The following is a 21,754-nucleotide window of genomic DNA, read 5'->3' on the forward strand; positions in this document are numbered from 1 at the left end:
TGAAAAGAAAAAAGATATGCGTACAGCATTTGGATGTATCGAATATAGTCATGGATTATTAGATGCTCTTAGAATGATTCATGGTTTAATTTAAACAAAAAATCAATTAAATTCCACCATTTAATAAAAAAACCGTCCCCATTTACCATCTGCAGCTTAAAAATAAAGTATTTGATTTACAATAATATAAAAAAAGTAAAAAAAAGCAGAGATTAATTAAAATCCCTTAAATTTATTCCATATCTTCGAATCTATCTTCGAGTTTTGCCATTACACCAGGTAATGAAGTATATTCCATTTCTTCAGCAGGTAATCTGTGAGGTTCGAATGGACCGTGTCTTCTGAGGTAAGTTGCAATTTTAGCAGCTTGTTCACGGGTAGGGTCAAATGCAGGGTCATCAAATAAATCTACAGGACCAATTAATTCACCGTTAGCTACTTGGAAACCTAAACCTACTACTCTAGGAGGTCCGTCAAATCTGATTGGGTTTGCTTCATGTTCTGAAACAGGCATCATAGGACCATTGTGGGATCCTCTCATCCATCCACTTACGATGTGTGGGAATGCAAATGGGTCAACACATTCACCGTTAGCAGGGAAACCAGATTGTGCTCTTACAATACATACTGGGTCGTCTTTACCTACGTATTCACCAGCCATTAAGTTTAATCTTTCAGTACTTACTGCAGCTGCGATTTCCCCATTTTTCTTCCATACTCTTTTAATTACGTATCTACCAGTGGAACCGATTAATGCGAGTAAATCGTACATTTCTTCAGGACAGTTTAAGATAACTTTTTTGTGTTCGATTACATCGAATACTTCAAATTTAAATCCATCGTGTAATTTAGGGTCGATTACAAGACCAGCAGTGTTGAATGGGTCTGCAAAGATTCTAAATATAGGTAAGTTGAATGCACCTGGTTCAGTTTTGTCACAGCAGAAGATGAGTACTGGATCAGATGGTCTTTCTTCAAATTCAATTTCTGCTACACCAGGACCCATACCTTTGATGTTTCCAGAGAAAGTATCAGATAATAAGTCTTGACCTGCACCATATAATTTTAATTCACGTGCTCTTTCAGTAGCTTTCATGAATGCGTTGTATGCAGTTTTGTGAACTTCTTCGTTTTCTTCCCCTTTATCGTGGGTCATGATTAAGTCAATGTCGTCTCCACAACGGGAGATGTAGTAATCTTTTATGATTCCTGCTTCTAAAGCTTCGTTTAAAACTTCATCACAGATATCAATTAATTCTGGGTGTGCGACACAATGTCCAGACACACTTCCAATATCAGCTTTAATTACACTAACAGTAGTTTTCATTTTAATAACCTCGATTAGTAAATTATTATTTACTATTCATTTGTTATTTATATAAAATATAGTATTTAATTATTATGTATAACAATAATTACATTAAAAAAATGTTTTAAAAAAAGTAAAATAGAAAACTTAATCAAGTCTTCTAATATTGTCAAAAGCTTTTTGAATTTCTTCATCCTGATTCATCTTTTTACGAGCTTCAAGAACACGGTCTAACTCTGAATGAGTTTCAGGATATTTTGGAACTGCTTTACATCCACCATCATCGATTTTGGAATATTGGAAAGTTCCAATTTTTTTAGCAATTTCAGTAATCTCTTCTTTATCAAGTCCAATCAATGGAGATAAAACCGGTATGTCAACGCCATACCTTGTAGTTAAAATATTTGATAAAGTTTGTGAAGCAACTTGTCCCACACTACTTCCATCTACAACAGCATCTGCCCCAAGCTTTAATGCTAATTTCTCTGCAATGTGATACATTCCAGATTTACATAATACACAAGTCATTTTTTCAGGAGCATGATCTTTAGCAGCCTGCAAGTATTCACCATATGGAACAACACGTTTTTTAATAGGAGCTCCTTTTGCATACTTATTCAATTGACCCACTAATAACTCGAAAACTTCAGTGCTTTTTGGACCTGCGAATGGTGCATTGTCACAGTTAAGTGCAATGACTTCACAACCTCTTTTCATCATCAAATAAGCTGCAACCGGTGAATCTATTCCACTAGATATAAGTGCAACAACTTTACCTTGTGTTCCTAATGGAAGACCACCAGGGCCTTTAATTTTTTCATGGAAAATATAAGTATCATCTTCCCTGACTTCAACAAAAATGGTTAAATCAGGATTTGATAAGTCAACAGGTGCCTGAACAACATTTCTTACAACACCACCACAGTGGGCAGCCATTTCCTGTGAAGAAAAGTCATGTGTTCCAACACGACGACATTTGATAGCAAATTTTGTATTTTCATCTAAAACACCATCTTCAATTAAAGATTCAGTGTATTTAGTTAATGTTTCATCAATATCTTCATAGCTAGTATGAGTTGAAACTGCTGGAGAATAAGATACAACACCAAATACATAATTTAATTGATCTAATCCTTCATCGAAATCTTCCGGGAAAATATAGATTCTTCCCTGATTCCTATCAACTTTACACTCAAATGTAGCTTTAATATTTTTAACTAGTTTTTTTTCAAAACGAGACCTTACTCTAGGGCTTTTAATCCCAATTTCACCATATCTGGCAATAATTAAATCATAATTCATTTAAACAACTCTTTTTAGTTCACGCTGAAAAAATAGTAATCCCTTCTATACTAGTTTTTTAAAATATAACAGCAAGTATAATTTTTAGTTTATACCTTTATAAACCTTTTTAACAACATCATATTTAAATAATTACAACATTAAAAATATAATTTTAAAAAAATAATCACTTGATAAAATGGAAACTACAAACCAAATAAAAATGACAACAGCATTAGCCATTCTATTTGCAATCTGTTCTGGTCTTGCAATTGGTAATATGTATTGGGCTCAACCATTATTGGTGCAAATAATGACAAGTTTTGGATTGCCCGGAGCTAAGGGAGGGTTACTTATTACTTCAACACAAATTGGGTATGCATTAGGTATTTTACTCATTGTTCCATTAGGAGATTTTGTTCAAAGAAAAAGGTTAATTACAACAGTAATGTCATTATCAATAATAGCTTTGATATCATGTATTATTGCACCATCTTTTACAATATTGTCATTATCATTATTCAGCATGGGAATTGTAACAGTTTCCGGACAAATTTTAATACCCTTAACCAGTGATTTAAGCGAAAAGGAAAATCGTGGACAGATGCTTGAATTGTATCCTCTGGAATAACCACCGGAACAATATTTTCCAGATTCATGAGTGGAATAATTGCAGGATTTGGAGGATGGAGATTAGTTTATGTTATTGCAGCAATTCTTAATTTAATTATGATTTTGATTATGATTTACGTTTTGCCAGATCTTCCAAGAAAAAATAAACTTACTTCATATAAAAAACTGATATTTATCGTATTTACAGCAGCAAAAAGATACAAAGTATTGCCTAGAATATTGCTTCAAAGTGGATTGATCTTTGGACTGATTTTTAACATATTTTGGACATCATTAACATTTTTATTATCCGGAAGCCCATTTAATTACACAACAACACAAATCGGATTTGTTAGTTTGGCAGGGCTTGTTACTTCACTGTTTGGAGTCGTGGTTGGAAAATTGCAGGATAATGGATTAAGTATACCTGCACTTGGATTATTTATATTCCTTAGTTTAATAGGTACTTCAACACTTCTTTTAAATCAGTCAATTATAACAGTAATAATTGTAACTGCACTGATTTCAATAGCTGTGCAAGGAGTATTAATATTATCACAAACAAGATTATTCTCATTATCCAATAATGAACGTAGCAGATTAAATACAGTATTTGTAGTTAACAATTTCATATTTGGAGCTATGGGTAGTGCATTATCCTCATTTTTATGGTCCTATGGAGGATTACAATATGTTATGATTGGCTCAATAATCATATCTTCAATAGGTTTGATTGCATGGTTTTCATCAAGAACTGTCTATTATGAGATGGATAACAAATTAGAAAATTAGAACTAATATAATTTGATTAAAAATAAATAAAAAAAGAAAAGGATAATAATTATCCTTTGATTAATTCAACAGCAGTTTGGATAGCTTCATCCATTTTATCTGTATCTTTACCTGCACCTTGTGCTAAGGTTAAACGGCCTCCACCGCCACCACCTAATACACCAGCAGCAGTTTTGATAACATCATTGATTTTAATTCCATTATCAATTGCATTTTGAGAAGCTGCACCAACAATTTTACCATCATTGTTTCCCATAATAACTACATCCGCTTTTCCACTGTCAGTAAAGTCAGTAGCTATTTTTTGAAGTTCTTTAAAGTCAGCTTCCATCAATTCTGATACGACTTTTAAACCGTTGATTTCTTCATAATCATCAGCTAAAGAATTCATTTTTAGAGAAGCAATTTGTGATTTCAATCTGTCGATTTCATTTTTCTGTGCTTTCCATTCACTGAAGAATCTATCACATGTTTTTGGAAGTTGATCATTGTCAACTTTAAAGATATTGGAACTTTCTCTTAAAAGTTCACTGTCATGTTGCATTGAATCAATTGCAGCAAGACCTGCTGAGAAATCTATTCTTTCCACACCATCTTGAACTCTTTCAGTTTTATTGATTTTAATTGGTCCTACAACACCAGTTCTTAAGACGTGTGTACCTGCACAAGCTTGAACATCCACTCCAGGGATTTTAACAACACGAATCATTTTACCTGGAACAATACCTCCTTGATAGAGTACAAATCCATATAATTCTTGTGCTTCATCTCTTGTGTGGAATTTGATATCCAAATCAATGTTTTCCATTACATATTCATTAGCCAATTTTTCGATTTCATTGAGCTCTTCTTGAGTGATACGTTTATAATGAGATAAGTCAATACGTGCTCTTGTAAGTCCATTTTGAGAACCTGCTTGCCAGATGTGTTGACCTAATACTTTTCTTGCAGCTGCAATAACCAAGTGAGTTCCTGTATGGTGACGTGCAAGAGTCATTCTTCTAGTCCAGTCAACTTTACCTGTGACTTTTTTACCAACTACATCATCTTTGATTTCTGCATCTACATGATGTAATACAACATTGTCAACTTTTTCTGCATGACCCATTTTAAAGATAGTTCCATTAATGGAAACTTCACCAATGTCTGAAGGCTGACCCCCTCCTTCAGGATAAAATGCTGTTTTATCAAATACTAAACATTTATCACCATCTTTTTCGACTAATCCTAAAACTTCCGCTTCAAATTCTTGTTGGTAGAAATCTTTATAGAATAATAAATCAGTTTCAGGGAAATCTACTTTGAAAGTGGATTTTTTATTGGAAGTATCTTTTTCGTGAGCTCCTGCTACTTGGGTAAAGAAATTACCTGGAACATCCACAGTGAAATCATCTCCTGCCATTTCAACAACTGTTTCAGGAGGAATTCCATGTGCATCATATAAATCTATTAACATGTCAAGAGGCATTTCATTTTTGCCTTCTTTTTTGAGTCTTTTGATTGATCTTTTAACGATACTTCTACCTTTTTTAACTGTAGCAGCATATCTTTCTTCTTCCAATTCAATAATATTCCTAATATGTTCTTCAGAATCACGAATTTCTGGGTAGAATTTGGATAAGAAATCAAGTTGTATTGCCATTACTTCAGCAAGAGATTCTTTCATGTTTAAATCTTTCATGAATCTAATTGTTCTTCTTAAAACCAATCTTGCAAGATAACCTTCTTTCACATTAGATGGAATGATTCCGTCTGCAATCATAAATGCAAGACAACGGGTGTGATCTGCAATAATATAAATCGCTTCCATTGGTTCTGCAGCTTTCAAGTAATCTTCTAAAGAAAGACCTAAACTATCTGCAACTTGTTGACGGAGTTCTTTTAAATCTCCAATATCTTCAATATCCATCATTCCAGCGATTTGTGCATTTCTTCCTTGAATATCTTCATTAATTTCAACACCAGTCAATTCTCTTAATTTATCTACAACTGGTGCAAAACATGCATCGTAAGCTGTTGGAGTTCCTTGAGAAATCCATGCAATTCTTTCAAGTCCATAACCAGTATCTACAACTTTGATTGGAATTTCTTTTTTGGAGCCATCTTCTAAAGTTTCATATTGAATGAACACAAGAGTTGCAAGTTCTACTCCTCTGCAGCATACTTCATAACAAGGTCCTTCGTTACCTCCACCAGACCACCAGGATTTGATGAAAGTAATCTCTTCAGTATTGATTCCAATTGAGTTGAAGAACTCATGACATATTCTGATTGTTTCATCTTCCCAGTAAATGAAGTCATCTTCCTTGTTGATAACAGTGTGGGTACCCATTGTAAAACAGGTCATGTGTCTTCCAGTACGTCCAACATTATCAACATCATTAAGTCTGATTGAAGGTTGAGCCATTGCAATTGGGTTAGCTGGCGGTTTAACAAGTCCTGAAGTAATCCATGGCTGGAAACAGAAGATTGATGCACCAACTAAGAATACATCATCCCTCCACCGTTTAGCAAGAACAGGATATCTTGGGACATGTGTGTGTCCTTCACTTTCTAAAAATTCTCTGAAAACTTTCTGGATTTCATATAAATTGTACGGTTTATCAGTAGCAGGATTTGCAATAAAACCATACTCATCACATGGAGCATCTCCACAAGTGTCTCTATCAACTTGGGAGTAAAACTCTTGTCCACAAGTTTTACAGGTTTGTAGTTTATAACCAAGTTTTTCAAAAATTTCTACCATATGAATCAGTTTAAATTATTTATTAGAATATACTATGAATTTTGTTAAATAAATAATTAGTGAAAAAAGTCTGATAAAAAGTGATTTTTAGAAATTTCATTGAATAAAATCAATACTAAAATATTAAATACAATATTTCAGATCATAAAAAATAGTTAATTTTCAATTAAAATAAGAGTTATTTGAGATTTAAATAAGAAATAAAAAAAAGAAAGGTGATAGATTTAAAAAATCTATCCGAAGAGAGCACCTAATCCAGCTGCTGCTTCTTCTTCAGAAGCTTCTTCTTCCTCTTCCTCTTCTTCTTCTTCAGCTGCTTCAGCTGCTACAGGAGCTGCTGCAGGTGCTGCTGCTGCCATAGCAGTAGTTTCCATAGCTTCGTCAATGTCAACATCTTCTAAAGCTGCAATTAAAGCTTTGATTCTAGCATCTTCAGCTTCAATTCCTGCTGCTTCGATAATACTTTTAACATTTTCTTCGTTAATCTCTTTTTCTGCACTGTGCAAAATCATTGCCGCATATATGTATTCCATGTTATCACCATTAATTTTTAAAGTGTTAGTTTATTAATAATAAAAATTTTAATTAATTAATTTAACCGAAGAGAGCTCCTAACCCAGCTGCTGCTTCTTCTTCACTACTTTCTTCTTCTTCCTCTTCTTCCTCTTCTTCAACAACTTCTCCAACTACTGGAACTGCTGCTACAGCAACGTTAGAGAGTTTGTCAGCTAATTCGTCATCAATAGCACCAGGTGCGTCAGCAACTTCGGATGCAATAGCTAACATTTTAGCTTGTGCTAAACCAATAATTGGTTCTGCAGTTTCTGAGGTCATAATTGCTCCTGCAACACCAACATTGATTGCTCTGGTGTATGCGAGAGTAATAATAGTGGAAATAGTTTCATCAGTAGGGATTGCTGCGTTTACAGATAAATTAAATGCATTTCTGAATGCATTTTGAACGTCAGCTAATGTTTGTTCTTCGTCGATTGCAAGTATGTCGGAAGTATAAATTGCTTCTTCTTCATATACTGCTTTTAAATCGATTCCTACTTCCATTGGATTGATTTCCATCCTGGATAAGGTTGCTGCTACTTGTTTAGAAACTTCTTCGCCTGCTTTTACAACGACAGTTTCTTTTTGTACGCAGATTTTACCTTTATCAATTTTTGCAGGAATTCCAGCTTGTTGTAATTCACCTAAGAAAGGACCTGGTGCGAAACCTGTGTCCCCTTCAGGTACAATAATATCATCACTAGCAATAGATCCTGGTTTAGCAGGAGCTGAAGTTTTGCTGTCTTCTAATATTTTGTATAATTTGAAAGGGTTCATTTCGGTTGCAATAAGTGCAACTTGACCTTCCATGTGATTAGATAAATCAACAAGGTTGTTTTTATCAGCATTACAATCTGCAAGAGCTAAATCAATAAGATTCATTTTAGACATTCTGATAACAGCTTTACCTTTGAGAGCTTTTCTCATTTCTTGGAGCTGTTTTGCAGGAATGTTCATTAAATCAACAATACCAATTACATCGTATTGATTAATGATAGCTTTGAGCTCTTGGACTTCTTCCTTTTTCCATTCTGCAACATGAGCCATTAGATCACCCTCACTACTGGTCCCATAGTTGTTTTAATAAACATGGACTTGATTTGACTTCTTCCTTTTTCTAAATTGCGGTCTAAGACTGTAAGAACAGTTTCCACATTTTCAGCTATATCCTCGTCTGACATGTCTTGGCTTCCAACAACAATTTGAATACTTGCTTGTTGTTTTACACCAACTTTGACAGTATTTTGTAATCTTTCTAAGAGAGGAGCTAATTTAATACTTGCAGGTACTGGTTTTGGCATTTTACCACGAGGACCGAGTACAGGTCCTAAGAACCTACCAACAAGGGGCATCATATCAGCTTGAGCTACTAAGAAATCAACAGAGTTTGCCATTTTTTTAGCGGATTTTCTGTCTTTTCCGAAAGCTTCTAAATCTCCTTTATTAATTACAGTGTCAAGACCAGCGTCTTTAGCTTGAACAATGAGTTCCCCATCAGCAATGACTCCGATTTTAACATCTTTGCCACGGCCTTTAGGAAGAGTAACTTCCTCATTAAACCTATTTTCTGGTTTTTTGACATCTAAGTCACGGATATTAATAATAATATCTACGGACTCAGTGAAGTTTCTCGGCTTAGATTGTTCTTTTGCCTCCTTCACCGCGTTAATTACATCTTGTGTCATATTAATCCCCCATGAACATTTTCTGTTCATTGGATATTTTTTGGTTTCATGAGTATCGATTACAAGAAAAAAATTCTTCAACGATTGCATGAATTAAAAACAGTATATCAATTATAACTTGAATTATAACATCATATACACTGTATTTATTAACTTAATTTAAATTTAACAAAACAATATCTATTCTAATAAGATATCATCATATTTTCCAGCATCAACATCTTTTTGTGCTTCTCTTGGGTCTTTACCATCAACAGATAATCCCATACTAACACAGGTTCCCATAACTTCTTTGATACCTGCTTTGTAATCGTTAGAGAGTAATGAATCGAATTTCATTCTAGCGATTTTGAAAGCAGCTTCAATTGGTAAGTCATTAACAATATCTAAACCTGGTTCATGAGAAGCTTTTTCGATGCCTAACTCTTCCATGATAAGAGCAGTTGTAGGTGGAGTACCGATTTCAATTTCGAAATCTTTAGTGTCTCTGTCCACGATAACTTTAACAGGCACTTTCATTCCTGCGAAGTCAGCGCTTTTTTTGTTAATTTCTTCAACTACTTGCATCATGTTAATACCGAGAGGTCCTAAAGCTGGACCTAATGGTGGACCAGGAGTTGCAGTTCCACCTTCGATAAGAACTTCGACTGTATCTTTAGCCATCAGTCAGCCTCCTTTTGAATTATTCTAATTTGATCAGCTTTAACAGTAACCGGAATTGGTACTGCAGCTTCTATTAACTCAAGAACGACTTCTTCACGTGATTCATCAATACGAACCACTTTTGCTCTTTCTCCTTTAAATGGACCAGAAATAAGTTCAACAATACTTCCTTTTTGAATAGAGGAAATAATTGGTTCCGGTTTTAAGAATCTTTTTACTTCTTCGAAAGTAATGGTTGCATTGCCTCCGACAACCCCTCTTAAATGTTGTACTTTTAAATCAGGGTTTCTAAGATCTATTTTTGTTGAAGATTCAACTAAAATATATCCTTTTAAAGATTCTGGAACAAGAATTGAGGAAATGCCTACACCATTAATGGTTCTAGCTTTACGTGCTAAGAGTCTAGCAACATTTCTTTCTTGACCTGCGGATGTTTTAAGAGCATATATGGAACTATTAGTATCTTCCATAAAAAATTCACCTATTTTTAAAATTTTTCCTGTTAATAAAATCATACATTAAGTTAAAAATATTATAAAAGCCATAATTTTCAAGAAAAAATTGTCTCGAAAATAAGAATTCTATAATATGAATATCTATATAAATTATAGTATTTAAAAGTTTTCAAAAAAATGATAATTTTAAATAAAACAAAGCATTACAAAGAATTTTATTATAATAAATAAGATCAAAAAAATAAAAAAGTTAGGTTTATAAACCTATTAAAGAGCCTAATAAAACAATGAAATAACCAACAACACCAATAACTGCAACACCTAATGCTGCAATTTTAGCTAATTCACGGTATTCTTTACCATCTGGTTTTTTAGCTACTTTTAATACTCTTTTACTGTCTTTGATAAATTTGTTAAAATCTTCTTGAACATTCATTTAAATAACCAAAATTAAGAATTTTTATAAATTATAATAAAATAATAGTAATAAAATAATTTTTAAGTTTAAACATTAATAAATGTTTGCATTTTTTAAAAAAAATAAAAAGATAAAATTAGAAGACTCCATCAATGAAATCATCTAATTGATCGTCAGCTGATTTATTTTCTGAATTGTCTTCTGCATATTCAATATCAGAATTGTTATCAGAATCTTGGTTAGTTTTAATACCTGAAACAACCACAGTGGTTCTAACAGTATTTTGGAGACTTTCATCAATTTGAGTACCCCAAATAATGTTAGCTTCAGGATCTAATTTATCAGCAACAACTTGAACGATTTTTTCTGCTTCATGTAATGTTAAGTCAGAACTACCAGATATATTAACTAATGCACCAGTAGCATTTGAAATATCAATATCTAATAATGGGCTGCTTAATGCTTCATGTACAGATTCTAAAGCTCTGTCACCAGTATCGGATTCACCCATACCAATCATAGCCATTCCAGATCCACCCATGATGCTTCTAATATCAGCAAAGTCTAAACTTACAAGACCTTTTTTGGTAATTAATTCAGTGATACCTTTAACAGCCCTACCTAAAATTTCATCAGATACCATAAATGCTTTGTTTAAAGGTAAGTTAGGTGCCACTTCTAATAATTTATCATTTGGGATTACGATAACAGTATCAGCAGATTCTTGAAGTTTTTCTAAACCTTGTTCAGCATTTTCTCTTCTTTTGATACCTTCTGCTGAAAATGGCATAGTAGCTACAGCAACGGTTAATGCACCTAATTTTTTAGAAAGTTTGGAGATAATTGGTGCTGAACCAGTTCCAGTTCCTCCACCAAGACCGCAGGTGACAAATACCATGTCTGCGCCTTCCAATTCATCTCTAATTTCATCTTCACTTTCTTCAGCACATTCTTCACCAACAGATGGTTCTCCACCTGCTCCTAATCCTTTAGAAGTTTTTCTACCTAAAAGAATCTTTTTAGTAGATTGACTGTAAAATAAATCTTGAGCATCAGTATTTACTGCAATTGTGGTTGCACCTTCGATACCCATTTCATTTAATCTTGAAATAGTGTTGTTTCCTGCTCCTCCAGCACCAACAACAAAAATACTAGTTTGAGCACCTTCCATCATCTTAATAAGTTCATCATCAATATCAGAGGAAAGTTTTTCAGGTGCTTTTTCTTCCATTCTTTGTTCGGATTCTTTGATTGCATCGTCTATAAATTTCACAAATTAACCCCACATTCTCTGCTTTAAAATAATTGTTAGATATTTCTATTTTTACTAATATTTAAATGCAACTAATTTATATTCATACCAAAAATTATGTCAAATATTAAAAAATATTTAGTTTAATCTCTTGGCATTGCAATAATTTCATGAATTTTTAAATTAAATAGATCTTTTGAATTAACAGGAGTTAAAATAACTGCACTATCAACACCATGGCCTCTTCCACCAACAGCAATTATCTCTTCCCCAACTGGAATTAAACCAGCATCTGTAGCCATAATAGATATCTCTGCTCCAACTTTAATACCATGTGAAAACATTCTGAAAGTATTAGCTACAACATCTAATGGAGAATATCCTCCAAATTTATTGGTAACTCCTCTTGCAGCACCACTGAATGCATGACTTCCGAAATAAGTTTTGATTCCCACCTTTTCAAGTTTTTCAACCATTTCTTCAGTTATATCTGATTCATTGGGTCCGCTGAATCCCATATGATGAGTTACATTAATTATTTCCACTTCATCACCAACAGCTTCGTACAATTTCAATGCAGATTCACCAGTGGCAGAAGCAATAATAATTCTTTTAATATTAGTGACATCTAATTTGTCTTTAATAGCCATTATTAATTCATCTGTGTAATCATTACCTTCTTTATCGAAATATGTAATAAATCTTCTTGCCATATCAATCATCCCAAAATAGATAAATACTCTATTATCATTATATTTATTATATCAATTATAATAAAGATTTTTATGACAAGTGATGATGAATTAAAAAATATAAAACATGTTATTCAAGGAGATTACATTGTAATTCCTATTGAAACAGGTTATATCAAACCAAATGATGATTTAAATGTAATTATTGAGCCTGCTCAAAAATTAATGAAAGATGATGATTATTTAGTAATAGCTGAAACCCCAATTTCAGTTGCACAAGGCAGATTAGTTGATGAATCAAAATATTCCCCCTCAATTACCGCTAAATTTTTAACAACAGTATGGAGCAAATATCTTTGGGGATATATTTTAGGCCCTGCATTAGGCATTAAACAGAGAACAATCAAGAATTTGAGAAAATTACCCAAGGAAACCTATGCTCATAAAGAAGTTATATTGCAGTTATATGGTTTAAAACATGCATTGAAACCCGCTTCTGAGGCAGGAGTTGATTTGAGTAATGCTCCCGGAACTTATGTTTCTCTACTTCCGGATAATCCCGAACAAGTTGCAAAAGACTTGAAAAACAAAATTGGGAAAGAAGTTTGTGTAATGATTATTGATACTGATGCAACATACATGAAAAATGGAAAATATTTCACAGGTCTTCCAATTGCAATTGATGGTATCGATGCAGACAATGGATTTTTTGGATATGTTAAAGGACAGTTATCTGAAAATATGGGATCCACCCCATTGGGTTGCAGTGAAAAAATGGATGTTGAAACTGCACTTAGGATAGCAAATATTGCTGAAGATTATCAAAAATCACTTTCAACAGAAATGAAAACAATCCATAGTGTTAAAGAAGTATTAGGTACTGAATTTGACGAAGTAACTATAAATGACCTTGATTCAATTACTCACACCCCTGCAGTAATTATTAGAAAAAAATAACCACACACCATTAAAATAAAATTAGCTTAAATACCAAATTTAAGTTAAAAATTTCTTTTGAAGAAAATTTTATATTAAGCAATTTACATAAATAAATAATGCTTAAAATATTATAAGTTATAAGTTAAAATTTTACAAGGATGAACATCATGAACGTAAATAGTTTTGGAAAATATAGAAATTTCTTATTACCCTTAATGGATAGCATTTCTGTAATTTTAGGATATTATTTAATGTCAGTTCTAATTACAGATTCATTTTTAATGCATCCGGAAAGTCTAATAATTGGTAATGAAATCTTAATTAGTATCATACTCGCAATAGTCATTTTGCAAATCGTTTTCAGATTAACAAAAAGATATGCCAACATTATTCGTTATGAAACCAACCAAGACTATATTATGTACATCCTTCTTTCAGTTATATCTTTACTTGTAGTTTCTTTAATCGAAGAGATAATCGGTATGAAAAACCCATCAATTAAGTTCAATTTAACAAGCGGAATTATCATAGGTATCATAACCATTGCATACCGTTTAGTAATAAGATATGCATTATTGTCAGACATTGCAAATAAGGGAATCAATTACACTCCAGAAAATCAGGAAAAATTGTTAATCATTGGTGGAGGATATTCCGCAAACAACATTATTAAAACATTACAAACCTCATTAAAAGGAAAATACGATATTATTGGTATCATCGATGATAATAAAAAACGTATGGGTTATTCAGTTGCTGGAGTAAAAATTATTGGTAATAGAAAAGATATCCAGAAAATCTGTGAAAAAGAAGAAATTGATACAATATTCTTCACAATAGTAAACATAGATAATAAAAATAAGAAAGAGATTTTAGAAATCTGTAATAAAACAGCAGCAAAAGTAAAAGCATTGCCTGATTTAAGAGAAATCATATCTTCTGAAAACTTATATGGTAGTTTAAGAGACATTGAAATTGAAGATTTACTTGGAAGAGACCCTGTAGAACTTGATAACAATAATATTAAAAGCTTAATTAATAATAAAGTTGTTTTAGTAACTGGTGGAGGTGGATCCATCGGTTCAGAGCTCTGTAGACAAATAATGCTTCAAAATCCAAAACTATTATTAATGTTAGACATATATGAAAATAGTTTATATGATATTGAACTAGAACTTAAGGACAAACATCCCAATGTAGAAGTCAAAGCAATTATTGCAAACATTAGAGACAAAGAAAGAATGTTTGAACTATTTGAAGAATATTCTCCAGAAGTTGTTTTCCATGCAGCAGCCCATAAACATGTTCCTTTAATGGAAAATAATCCAACTGAAGCAATTAAAAATAACATATTTGGAACTTACAATCTCGTAAATGCATGTGACAAATATCACACAAAACGTTTTATTTTAATTTCAACAGACAAGGCAGTCAATCCAACAAATATCATGGGCGCTACCAAAAGAGTTTGCGAAATGATTATACAAGCTAAAGATAAAGAAAGTGAAACCGAATTTGTTGCAGTCCGTTTTGGAAATGTCTTAGGAAGTAATGGATCAGTTGTACCATTATTTAAAAAACAAATTGAAGCAGGAGGTCCTGTTACCGTAACCCATAAAGATATAACAAGATTCTTCATGACAATACCTGAAGCAGTAGCATTAGTATTACAATCAATCACCTATGCAAAAGGTGGAGAAATATTTGTATTGAATATGGGCGAACCTGTTAAAATTTATGATTTGGCTAAAAGTTTAATTGAATTATCAGGATTGACTCTTGGAAAAGACATTGACATTACATTCACAGGTTTAAGACCTGGAGAAAAGTTATATGAAGAAATTTTAATGGATGAAGAAAACCTTGAAGGAACTGGACATGAAAAAATATTCATCACAGAACCTATGCATTTCACAATGGATGATATTGAAGAAAAATTAGATGCATTTAGAGAAATTATCAATAATGAAATTACAGACAACAAAATCATTAAAGAAACAATGAAAAAATGTGTTCCTACTTACAAAGAACCTCAAGAAGTTAACGGAGAGTAAATAATATGAATATTCCATTTTCCCCACCAGACATAAGTGAAAAAGAAATTGAAGAAGTAATCTCTGCATTAAGATCAGGCTGGATTACAACTGGACCTAAAACAAAAGAATTTGAAAGAAGAATAAGTGAATACTGTAAAAGTGACAAAACCGTTTGTTTAAGTGCTGCAACTACTGCTTTAGAAATGACTTTAAGGTTATTGGGTATTGGAGACGGCGATGAGGTAATTGTACCCGCATACACTTATACTGCAACTTGTAGTGTAATATGTCACGTGGGAGCTACCCCAGTAATAATTGACAGTCAAGAAGATAAAGAAGAAATGGATTACACAAAAGTTGAAGAGGCAATTACTGAAAAAACAAAAGCAATAATGCCAGTGGATATTGCAGGTATCTTATGTAATTATGATAAGATATATGAAATAATTGAAAATAAAAAAGGATTGTTTACTTCCAATAACGAACTTCAAGATGCCTTTGGCAGAATTATTGTATTGGCTGATTGTGCTCATGGTTTTGGAGCTGTTCAAAATAATAAAACTGCAGGAACTCTTGCTGATTTTACCTGTTTTTCATTCCATGCAGTTAAAAATTTAACAACAGCAGAAGGTGGAGCAGTAACCTGGAAGAAACATGAAGGTATCGATTCAGAAAAATTATACAAACAGTTACAAATCCTTTCACTTCACGGTCAGACAAAAGATGCATTAGAGAAAACCAAAAAAGGATCATGGGAATATGACATTCTCCTTCCAGCATACAAATGCAATATGACTGACGTTCAAGCAGGAATCGGACTTGGACAACTTGAAAGATATGATTCCATGCTTAAAAGAAGACATGAAATCATTAAAAAATATGATGAAGGATTTAAAGACAGCAAAGTTATTTGCCCTAAACATTTCTCTGAAAATTCAACATCTTCAGGCCATTTATACTTAACTAGAATCAAAGACATTACTTTAGAACAAAGGAATGAAATAATAGTTAAAATGGATGAAAAAGGAATAAGCACCAACGTGCATTATAAACCATTACCTATGCTCACTGCATATAAAAATTTAGGTTTTGATATTGCAGATTACCCTAATGCATACAATTTATTCAAAAATGAAATAAGTTTACCAGTATATTCCACTTTAAGTGATAAAGAAGTAGAATATATTATTGAAAATTTATTATCCATTTTAGAAGAATATTAATGGAATTATAGTTATATTTTTATAATAAAAAAAATATAACTTTAAATTACTATTAACAAAGAAATTAATCATGATTTTTAGTTTATTTTTTAAAAGTTCCAAAATTACATTAAAAAGCACGGACAAATTAGGGGAAATTAAATGATAGATGATATATTAGTAAAGAAATTATTATCACAAATTGTTGAGAAAGACCACGAAGAAAACCTTAAAAAAAATTTTAGAGAAAGATATCCTGATAAATCAACCCCTGATGGAATGGAAAATCTTATAAGAGCACTTGAAATTAGACCTGCTGATGTGGAATATATCAATACCCATATCCAAGATACTGTTGAAAACACAATCACACCAATCATCAAAGCATTACTTGAAGGTGTTGAAACAGACGAAGAGATAGCTCAAAAAACTGATATTAAATTAAATATCGTTAGAAAAATATTATACAAACTTTACGATTTAAAAATTGCTAATTATAAAAGAAGTAAAGACCCTGAAACCCAATGGTTCACATATTCTTGGAAATTTGAAGAAGACGAATTGATTAACAGGATTAAAAAAGACAGTGAAGCAGAATTAGCTGAACTCAAAGAAAAATTAGAAAATGAAGAACAAAACATGTTTTTTGTATGTCCATATGGACATGTCAGGTTTGACTTTGATACAGCAGCAGATCCTTACTATGAATTTTTATGCCCCGCATGTGATGAAGACTTAGTATTCCAAGACAATGCTGAAATTATTGAAGAACTTAAAGACCACATTGAAATTGTTGAAAGTAATTACAATTCATTTATTAAAAAAGTAGGCAAATAAATAGATAACAATGGAAATTGAATTACTTAAAAAGGAGAATACTCCTGAAAATGTTATAGACCATTGCAAAGCAGTTTATAAAAAAGCTATGAAAATAGCTACTAATTTTGATAATGTAGACAGCGACTTGATTAAACAGGGCGCTATCCTACATGATATTGGAAGATCTAAAACTCATGACATCACACATGCTATTGAAGGAGTCAAAATAGCTAAAAAATACGATTATTCCGAAGATGTTCTAAACATTATTGAAAGACATATAGGCGCTGGAATAACTAGAGAAGAAGCTGTAAAACTTGGACTTCCTGAAAAATCCTATTTACCTCAGACACTTGAAGAAAAAATTGTTGCACATGCAGACAATTTAGTAAGTGGAAGTGAAGAGGTAGATATTGATTTTGTTATAAAAAAATGGAAAAGAAGAATAGCAGACAGTGACGGAAACATTAAAAGACTAATCGAATTAGATAATGAATTAATTAAAGCTTTTGAGGAATAATATGAAAGTAATATGTTCAAGTGAAGAGTCTCTTTATCGTCCAGAAGCGGTTAGATGGAGACAAAGAATGGAAATGATGGAACCTCTTGGAGATACTGTTGTTTTATTGCCGTGCAGTATGAAAAAACCTTATTCCAATTCAAAATCCCATCAAAAATTTAGGAAACTTACTCGTTCTTATCAGGAACTTATTGTAACATCCCCATTTGGAATTTGTCCAAGAGAACTTGAAAATACATTCCCAATTCAATCTTACGACGTAAGCACAACTGGTTCCTGGTCCCAAGATGAAATCGAAGAAACCGGAAAGTTAATTGCAAAATACTGTGAAGGAAAAACAATTGTCGCAAACCTTGCTGGTGGATATTTGGAATCCTGTGAAGCATATGTTGATGATTTCATAAATGTCTGTGAAGATGGAAGACCAACTTCCCCAGATTCCCTTTACAATTTAAGAATGGAACTTAAAAATCATCAAAGAATAAACAGAAGAGAAAAAACATTACATGAATTAAGATCAATTGCTAAATTCCAATTCGGAGAAAACGGAGATAAATTCATTCCAGATAATGTTAAAACAAAAGGAATGTATCATAAAAGAGTATTTTCCGACAGCAAACAATTAGCTTTATTGAATAAAGATCATGGGTTATACAGATTAAACTTATATGGTGGAGAAGTTTTAAAAGATTTGAGAATACACATTGTTGAGATTGATTTTGATTTAACAACAAATACTGTTTTTGCACCAGGAGTTGTCAAAGCAGACCACAAAATTGTACCTAATGATGAAGTTGTTGTCGTTAAGGACGATGTTGTTGTAGGTGTTGGAAAGGCAGTTATGACAGGACAAGAAATGGAAGAATGTCGCAATGGTATTGGTGTTAAATTAAAACATAGATTAAAATGATTTTACTGTGATTTTGTTAGAAAAAAATAACAATGTTTATAAATACCTTTATCAATAGTATATGTATACTAAAAAACAGGAGGCAAAATATATGTCTGAAGAATTAGTAAATAATATTAAAGATGCTATTACTGTAATTAACGACCCACACATGGGAATCAGTATTGTAGAAATGGGCATTGTTCAAAACATCAAAGTTGATGGAGATCAAGCTGAAATTACTCTTAAACCAACCAACCCAGGTTGTATGAGTATTACCCGTATTGCTGCTGATGCAAAAGTTAGAGCAGAAGCAGTCGAAGGAATCGAAAAAGCAAAAATTATTGTCGAAGGACATGCTATGGCAGATTCCATTAATGAAATGATTAATAGATAATTTTCAAAATTTTGATTAATTTCTATGTATAGCCGAAAGGTTTATATATAGGAATTAATATAAGTATAAGTGTTGACAGTTAACTGCCACATAATATTCATAGGCTAGTGGCACAGCTTGGTTAGCGCGCTCGGCTGATAACCGGGAGGTCATGGGTTCGAATCCCATCTAGCCTACTTCTAAACTATTTTTATAATAATTTTCAAATACATAATTATTTTATCTTAATTTTTAACCAAATTTTTTTAATTAACTTTTTTTGATAAGAATAGCATAACAATATATATTATATTCAACATAAATTAACTTAAATGTACAAAAAGTTGGAATGTTGATTAAATGTGGGAAAAAATTAATGAAAAATTCAAAAAATACCCTGCAAGAATTAGAGTAGCAGAAAAAATGATTGAACTCGGACTATCTTTAAGTGAAGATGGTAAAATATATTGTGGAAATTTAAAAATAAGCGATAAAGCATTGGCAACAGCAGCTGATGTCGATAGAAGAGCAATTAAATCTACAATTGAAGTAATACAAGAAGATGAAGAATTATACAATCTTTTCAGCAACATCATGCCAGCAGGAACACTTCTAAAAAATATTGCAAAAAATTTGAAATTAGGAGTAATAGAAATAGAATGTGGATCTGAAAGCGATGGAGTACTCTCAAACACTACAAATTTAATTACAAAAAAAGGAATTGGAATAAGACAAGCTTATGCCGAAGATACAGAACTCCAAGAAAGTCCAATTTTAACCATTATAACCGAAGAGGTTGTAAGTGGTGATTTAATAAATGAATTTTTAAAAATAAAAGGAGTAACAAGAGTGTCTATTTACTGATTTAAATCAGCCATTCTTGCTTTTTCCATTTCTTTATCTTCTTCTTCAAGAATTTCTAAAAGTTCTTCCCAAGCTTCTAAAGATTCTTTAGCAGCTTCTTCAGTTAATTTTTCTATTGCATAACCAGCATGAATAAGAACATAATCACCAACTTCTACATCTGGTAAAAGATCTATTTTTGCTTGCTGTCTTGCTCCACCGAAGTCAGCATATAACCAGTTATCTTCTCTATTAATCTCAACTACATGAGCGGGTGCTGCAATACACATATTTTCTCCTCCAAAATTTAATATATAAATAATTTAAAAATTAGTATATATAAAATTATCTAAATGGTGTTATGATGAAAAATATTGTTATTGGATCCGGTCCGGCTGGAAGATTAGGATCATTGCAACTCGGAAGATTAAGGGAAGACGTTACCTTAATTGAAAAAAATCATATTGCAGGTACCTGTTTAAATGAAGGTTGCATGGTCGTTTGTGCATTAACTGACATTACTAAATTCATAGATTCAAACAAACGATTTAATGAACATGGATTCATAAAAAGTCAACTTGAAGTATCCTATGAAAAAATTGTTGAGAAAATTGTTGAAACACAAGAAAAACTAAGACATTTAAATCAATTGGAAAATGAAAGTGTCGGAAACAATGTCATATATGGTGAAGCTAGTATTGAAGGTGATACCGTTAAGGTAAATAATGAAAGTTTTGAATATGACAATTTACTTGTTGCAACAGGTGCACGTCCTTTTATTCCAGATATCAAAGGCAATGAGTTTGGACTTACAAATAAGGATATATTGAAACTTGATGATGTGCCTGAAAAATTAAACATAATAGGTGGTGGAATAATAGCTGGGGAAATAGCTAATATCTATTCCACATTAGGCAGTGAAGTTAATATCCTTGCAAGAAGCTCATTTTTAAAAGAGATTACTGCAAATACCAAAAAATATGTTTTAGAACATATAATGAAGGACATAACTCTTTATGAAAATACAAATGTTGTGGAAGCATTTGAAGATAAAGTTTTGCTTGATAATGGTGAAGAATTAGATGGAGTTCCATTTTTTGCAACCGGAAGAACCCCAAACAGTGAAATTGTTGAAGGAATTGTTGAGTTAAACAATGACAAAACAATCAAAGTTGACGAAATGATGAAAACTTCTAAAGAGAATGTATATGCTGCAGGTGATGTTACTGGAGGTTATCAGTTGACACCAGTAGCAAGAAAAGAGGGCATCACAGCAGCAAGGAATATGGCAGGATACTCAAATAAAGTAAGCTACAATTGTATTCCTCAAACATTAAGTTTGAACATGGAAGTGAGTTTTGTTGAAAATGAAAAATCACAATGCCCTGAAGAAGACAAGGAAACAATTGCAATTCCCGCAATAGCAGGACCTTCAGCATTTTGGAACATTTTATCTGGAGATACAGGATATTCAGAAATTGAATTCGATAAGAAAAACAACAAAATAAATAGAATTAATTCAATTTCCCCATCCTCAGTAAGTGACGTTGCATATCTATCTTATTTAATGAGAATGGATTATGATTTAGATGATTATGATGAATTTATAGAAATTCACCCATCTACAGATACAAATTATAAAATTATAAAAAATATGTGGTTATAATACC

The 21,754-nt window shown here is 32.2% G+C and carries 21 protein-coding genes, 1 tRNA gene and 2 pseudogenes; 12 read left to right on the top strand and 12 right to left on the bottom strand.

The features are described from left to right. A partial coding sequence (locus MR875_05135) for a DUF357 domain-containing protein (GenBank protein MCI6994225.1) occupies positions 1–94 on the top strand: 94 nt, incomplete at its 5' end. Positions 95–232: 138 nt separating this feature from the next. On the opposite strand, the gene MR875_05140 is transcribed toward MR875_05135, so the two are convergent. Continuing rightward, a complete protein-coding gene (locus MR875_05140; GenBank protein MCI6994226.1) occupies positions 233–1,327 on the bottom strand; it encodes a fructose-1,6-bisphosphatase in 1,095 nt (364 codons plus the stop codon). 129 nt (positions 1,328–1,456) lie between these two features. Further along, positions 1,457–2,611 carry a tRNA 4-thiouridine(8) synthase ThiI gene (gene thiI / locus MR875_05145; GenBank protein ID MCI6994227.1) on the bottom strand — a complete coding sequence of 385 codons (1,155 nt, stop codon included), beginning with the start codon at positions 2,609–2,611 and terminating at the stop codon, positions 1,457–1,459. 259 nt (positions 2,612–2,870) lie between these two features. Between thiI and MR875_05150 the strand changes: the two are divergent. Then, positions 2,871–3,994 (top strand): annotated as a pseudogene (locus MR875_05150) (MFS transporter). Positions 3,995–4,043: 49 nt separating this feature from the next. Here MR875_05150 and alaS read toward each other — a convergent pair. The 9 genes from alaS to MR875_05195 all read right to left on the bottom strand — a co-directional run bounded on the left by alaS (position 4,044) and on the right by MR875_05195 (position 12,481). Beyond that, positions 4,044–6,740 carry an alanine--tRNA ligase gene (gene alaS / locus MR875_05155; GenBank protein MCI6994228.1) on the bottom strand — a complete coding sequence of 899 codons (2,697 nt, stop codon included), beginning with the start codon at positions 6,738–6,740 and terminating at the stop codon, positions 4,044–4,046. Positions 6,741–6,973: 233 nt separating this feature from the next. After that, complete coding sequence (gene rpl12p / locus MR875_05160; GenBank protein MCI6994229.1) at positions 6,974–7,273, bottom strand: 50S ribosomal protein P1; 300 nt, start codon at positions 7,271–7,273, stop codon at positions 6,974–6,976. 61 nt (positions 7,274–7,334) lie between these two features. Further along, positions 7,335–8,342, bottom strand: coding sequence for a 50S ribosomal protein L10 (locus MR875_05165; GenBank protein MCI6994230.1), 1,008 nt, complete (start codon positions 8,340–8,342; stop codon positions 7,335–7,337). Next, a complete protein-coding gene (locus MR875_05170; protein ID MCI6994231.1) occupies positions 8,342–8,980 on the bottom strand; it encodes a 50S ribosomal protein L1 in 639 nt (212 codons plus the stop codon). The genes MR875_05165 and MR875_05170 overlap by 1 nt, the downstream gene beginning before the upstream one ends. A 180-nt stretch (positions 8,981–9,160) precedes the next feature. Then, positions 9,161–9,643: a 50S ribosomal protein L11 gene (locus MR875_05175; GenBank protein MCI6994232.1), complete on the bottom strand. Its 483-nt coding sequence runs from the start codon at positions 9,641–9,643 to the stop codon at positions 9,161–9,163. Next, complete coding sequence (locus MR875_05180) at positions 9,643–10,113, bottom strand: transcription elongation factor Spt5 (protein MCI6994233.1); 471 nt, start codon at positions 10,111–10,113, stop codon at positions 9,643–9,645. Before MR875_05180 ends, MR875_05175 begins: the two co-directional genes overlap by 1 nt. A 241-nt stretch (positions 10,114–10,354) precedes the next feature. Then, entirely contained in the window at positions 10,355–10,534 is a 180-nt protein-coding gene (locus tag MR875_05185; protein ID MCI6994234.1) for a protein translocase SEC61 complex subunit gamma, read from the bottom strand. Between the two features lie 118 nt (positions 10,535–10,652). Then, positions 10,653–11,789 (bottom strand): cell division protein FtsZ, encoded by a 1,137-nt coding sequence (ftsZ, locus tag MR875_05190; protein MCI6994235.1) that lies wholly within the window; start codon positions 11,787–11,789, stop codon positions 10,653–10,655. A gap of 122 nt (positions 11,790–11,911) precedes the next feature. Then, the gene (locus tag MR875_05195) at positions 11,912–12,481 is read right to left on the bottom strand and encodes a hypothetical protein (protein ID MCI6994236.1); all 570 of its coding nucleotides are present in this window, start codon (positions 12,479–12,481) and stop codon (positions 11,912–11,914) included. A gap of 72 nt (positions 12,482–12,553) precedes the next feature. Here MR875_05195 and MR875_05200 point away from each other — a divergent pair, with 72 nt between their 5' ends. The 9 genes and pseudogenes from MR875_05200 to MR875_05240 all read left to right on the top strand — a co-directional run bounded on the left by MR875_05200 (position 12,554) and on the right by MR875_05240 (position 20,105). Beyond that, positions 12,554–13,417 carry a coenzyme F420-0:L-glutamate ligase gene (locus MR875_05200; GenBank protein MCI6994237.1) on the top strand — a complete coding sequence of 288 codons (864 nt, stop codon included), beginning with the start codon at positions 12,554–12,556 and terminating at the stop codon, positions 13,415–13,417. A gap of 233 nt (positions 13,418–13,650) precedes the next feature. Further along, positions 13,651–15,453 carry a polysaccharide biosynthesis protein gene (locus MR875_05205; GenBank protein MCI6994238.1) on the top strand — a complete coding sequence of 601 codons (1,803 nt, stop codon included), beginning with the start codon at positions 13,651–13,653 and terminating at the stop codon, positions 15,451–15,453. A gap of 5 nt (positions 15,454–15,458) precedes the next feature. Beyond that, positions 15,459–16,658 (top strand): DegT/DnrJ/EryC1/StrS family aminotransferase, encoded by a 1,200-nt coding sequence (locus MR875_05210; protein ID MCI6994239.1) that lies wholly within the window; start codon positions 15,459–15,461, stop codon positions 16,656–16,658. A gap of 351 nt (positions 16,659–17,009) precedes the next feature. Next, positions 17,010–17,474: pseudogene (tfe, locus tag MR875_05215) on the top strand (transcription factor E). Between the two features lie 10 nt (positions 17,475–17,484). After that, a complete protein-coding gene (locus tag MR875_05220; protein MCI6994240.1) occupies positions 17,485–17,976 on the top strand; it encodes a TIGR00295 family protein in 492 nt (163 codons plus the stop codon). A gap of 1 nt (position 17,977) precedes the next feature. Continuing rightward, positions 17,978–18,886 carry a DUF5591 domain-containing protein gene (locus MR875_05225; GenBank protein MCI6994241.1) on the top strand — a complete coding sequence of 303 codons (909 nt, stop codon included), beginning with the start codon at positions 17,978–17,980 and terminating at the stop codon, positions 18,884–18,886. 91 nt (positions 18,887–18,977) lie between these two features. After that, on the top strand, positions 18,978–19,262 hold the full coding sequence (locus tag MR875_05230; protein ID MCI6994242.1) for an iron-sulfur cluster assembly protein: 285 nt from the start codon (positions 18,978–18,980) through the stop codon (positions 19,260–19,262). A 101-nt stretch (positions 19,263–19,363) separates the two neighbouring features. Continuing rightward, positions 19,364–19,438: transfer RNA gene (locus MR875_05235), tRNA-Ile, on the top strand. Between the two features lie 163 nt (positions 19,439–19,601). Beyond that, positions 19,602–20,105: an amino acid-binding protein gene (locus MR875_05240; protein ID MCI6994243.1), complete on the top strand. Its 504-nt coding sequence runs from the start codon at positions 19,602–19,604 to the stop codon at positions 20,103–20,105. On the opposite strand, the gene MR875_05245 is transcribed toward MR875_05240, so the two are convergent. Beyond that, positions 20,099–20,374 carry a HypC/HybG/HupF family hydrogenase formation chaperone gene (locus MR875_05245; protein MCI6994244.1) on the bottom strand — a complete coding sequence of 92 codons (276 nt, stop codon included), beginning with the start codon at positions 20,372–20,374 and terminating at the stop codon, positions 20,099–20,101. The genes MR875_05240 and MR875_05245 overlap by 7 nt on opposite strands. 74 nt (positions 20,375–20,448) lie before the next feature. Here MR875_05245 and MR875_05250 point away from each other — a divergent pair, with 74 nt between their 5' ends. Further along, entirely contained in the window at positions 20,449–21,750 is a 1,302-nt protein-coding gene (locus tag MR875_05250; protein ID MCI6994245.1) for an FAD-dependent oxidoreductase, read from the top strand. Positions 21,751–21,754 lie beyond the last annotated feature (4 nt).

The organism is Methanobrevibacter sp. (genome assembly GCA_022775905.1).
Lineage (GTDB): Archaea > Methanobacteriota > Methanobacteria > Methanobacteriales > Methanobacteriaceae > Methanocatella.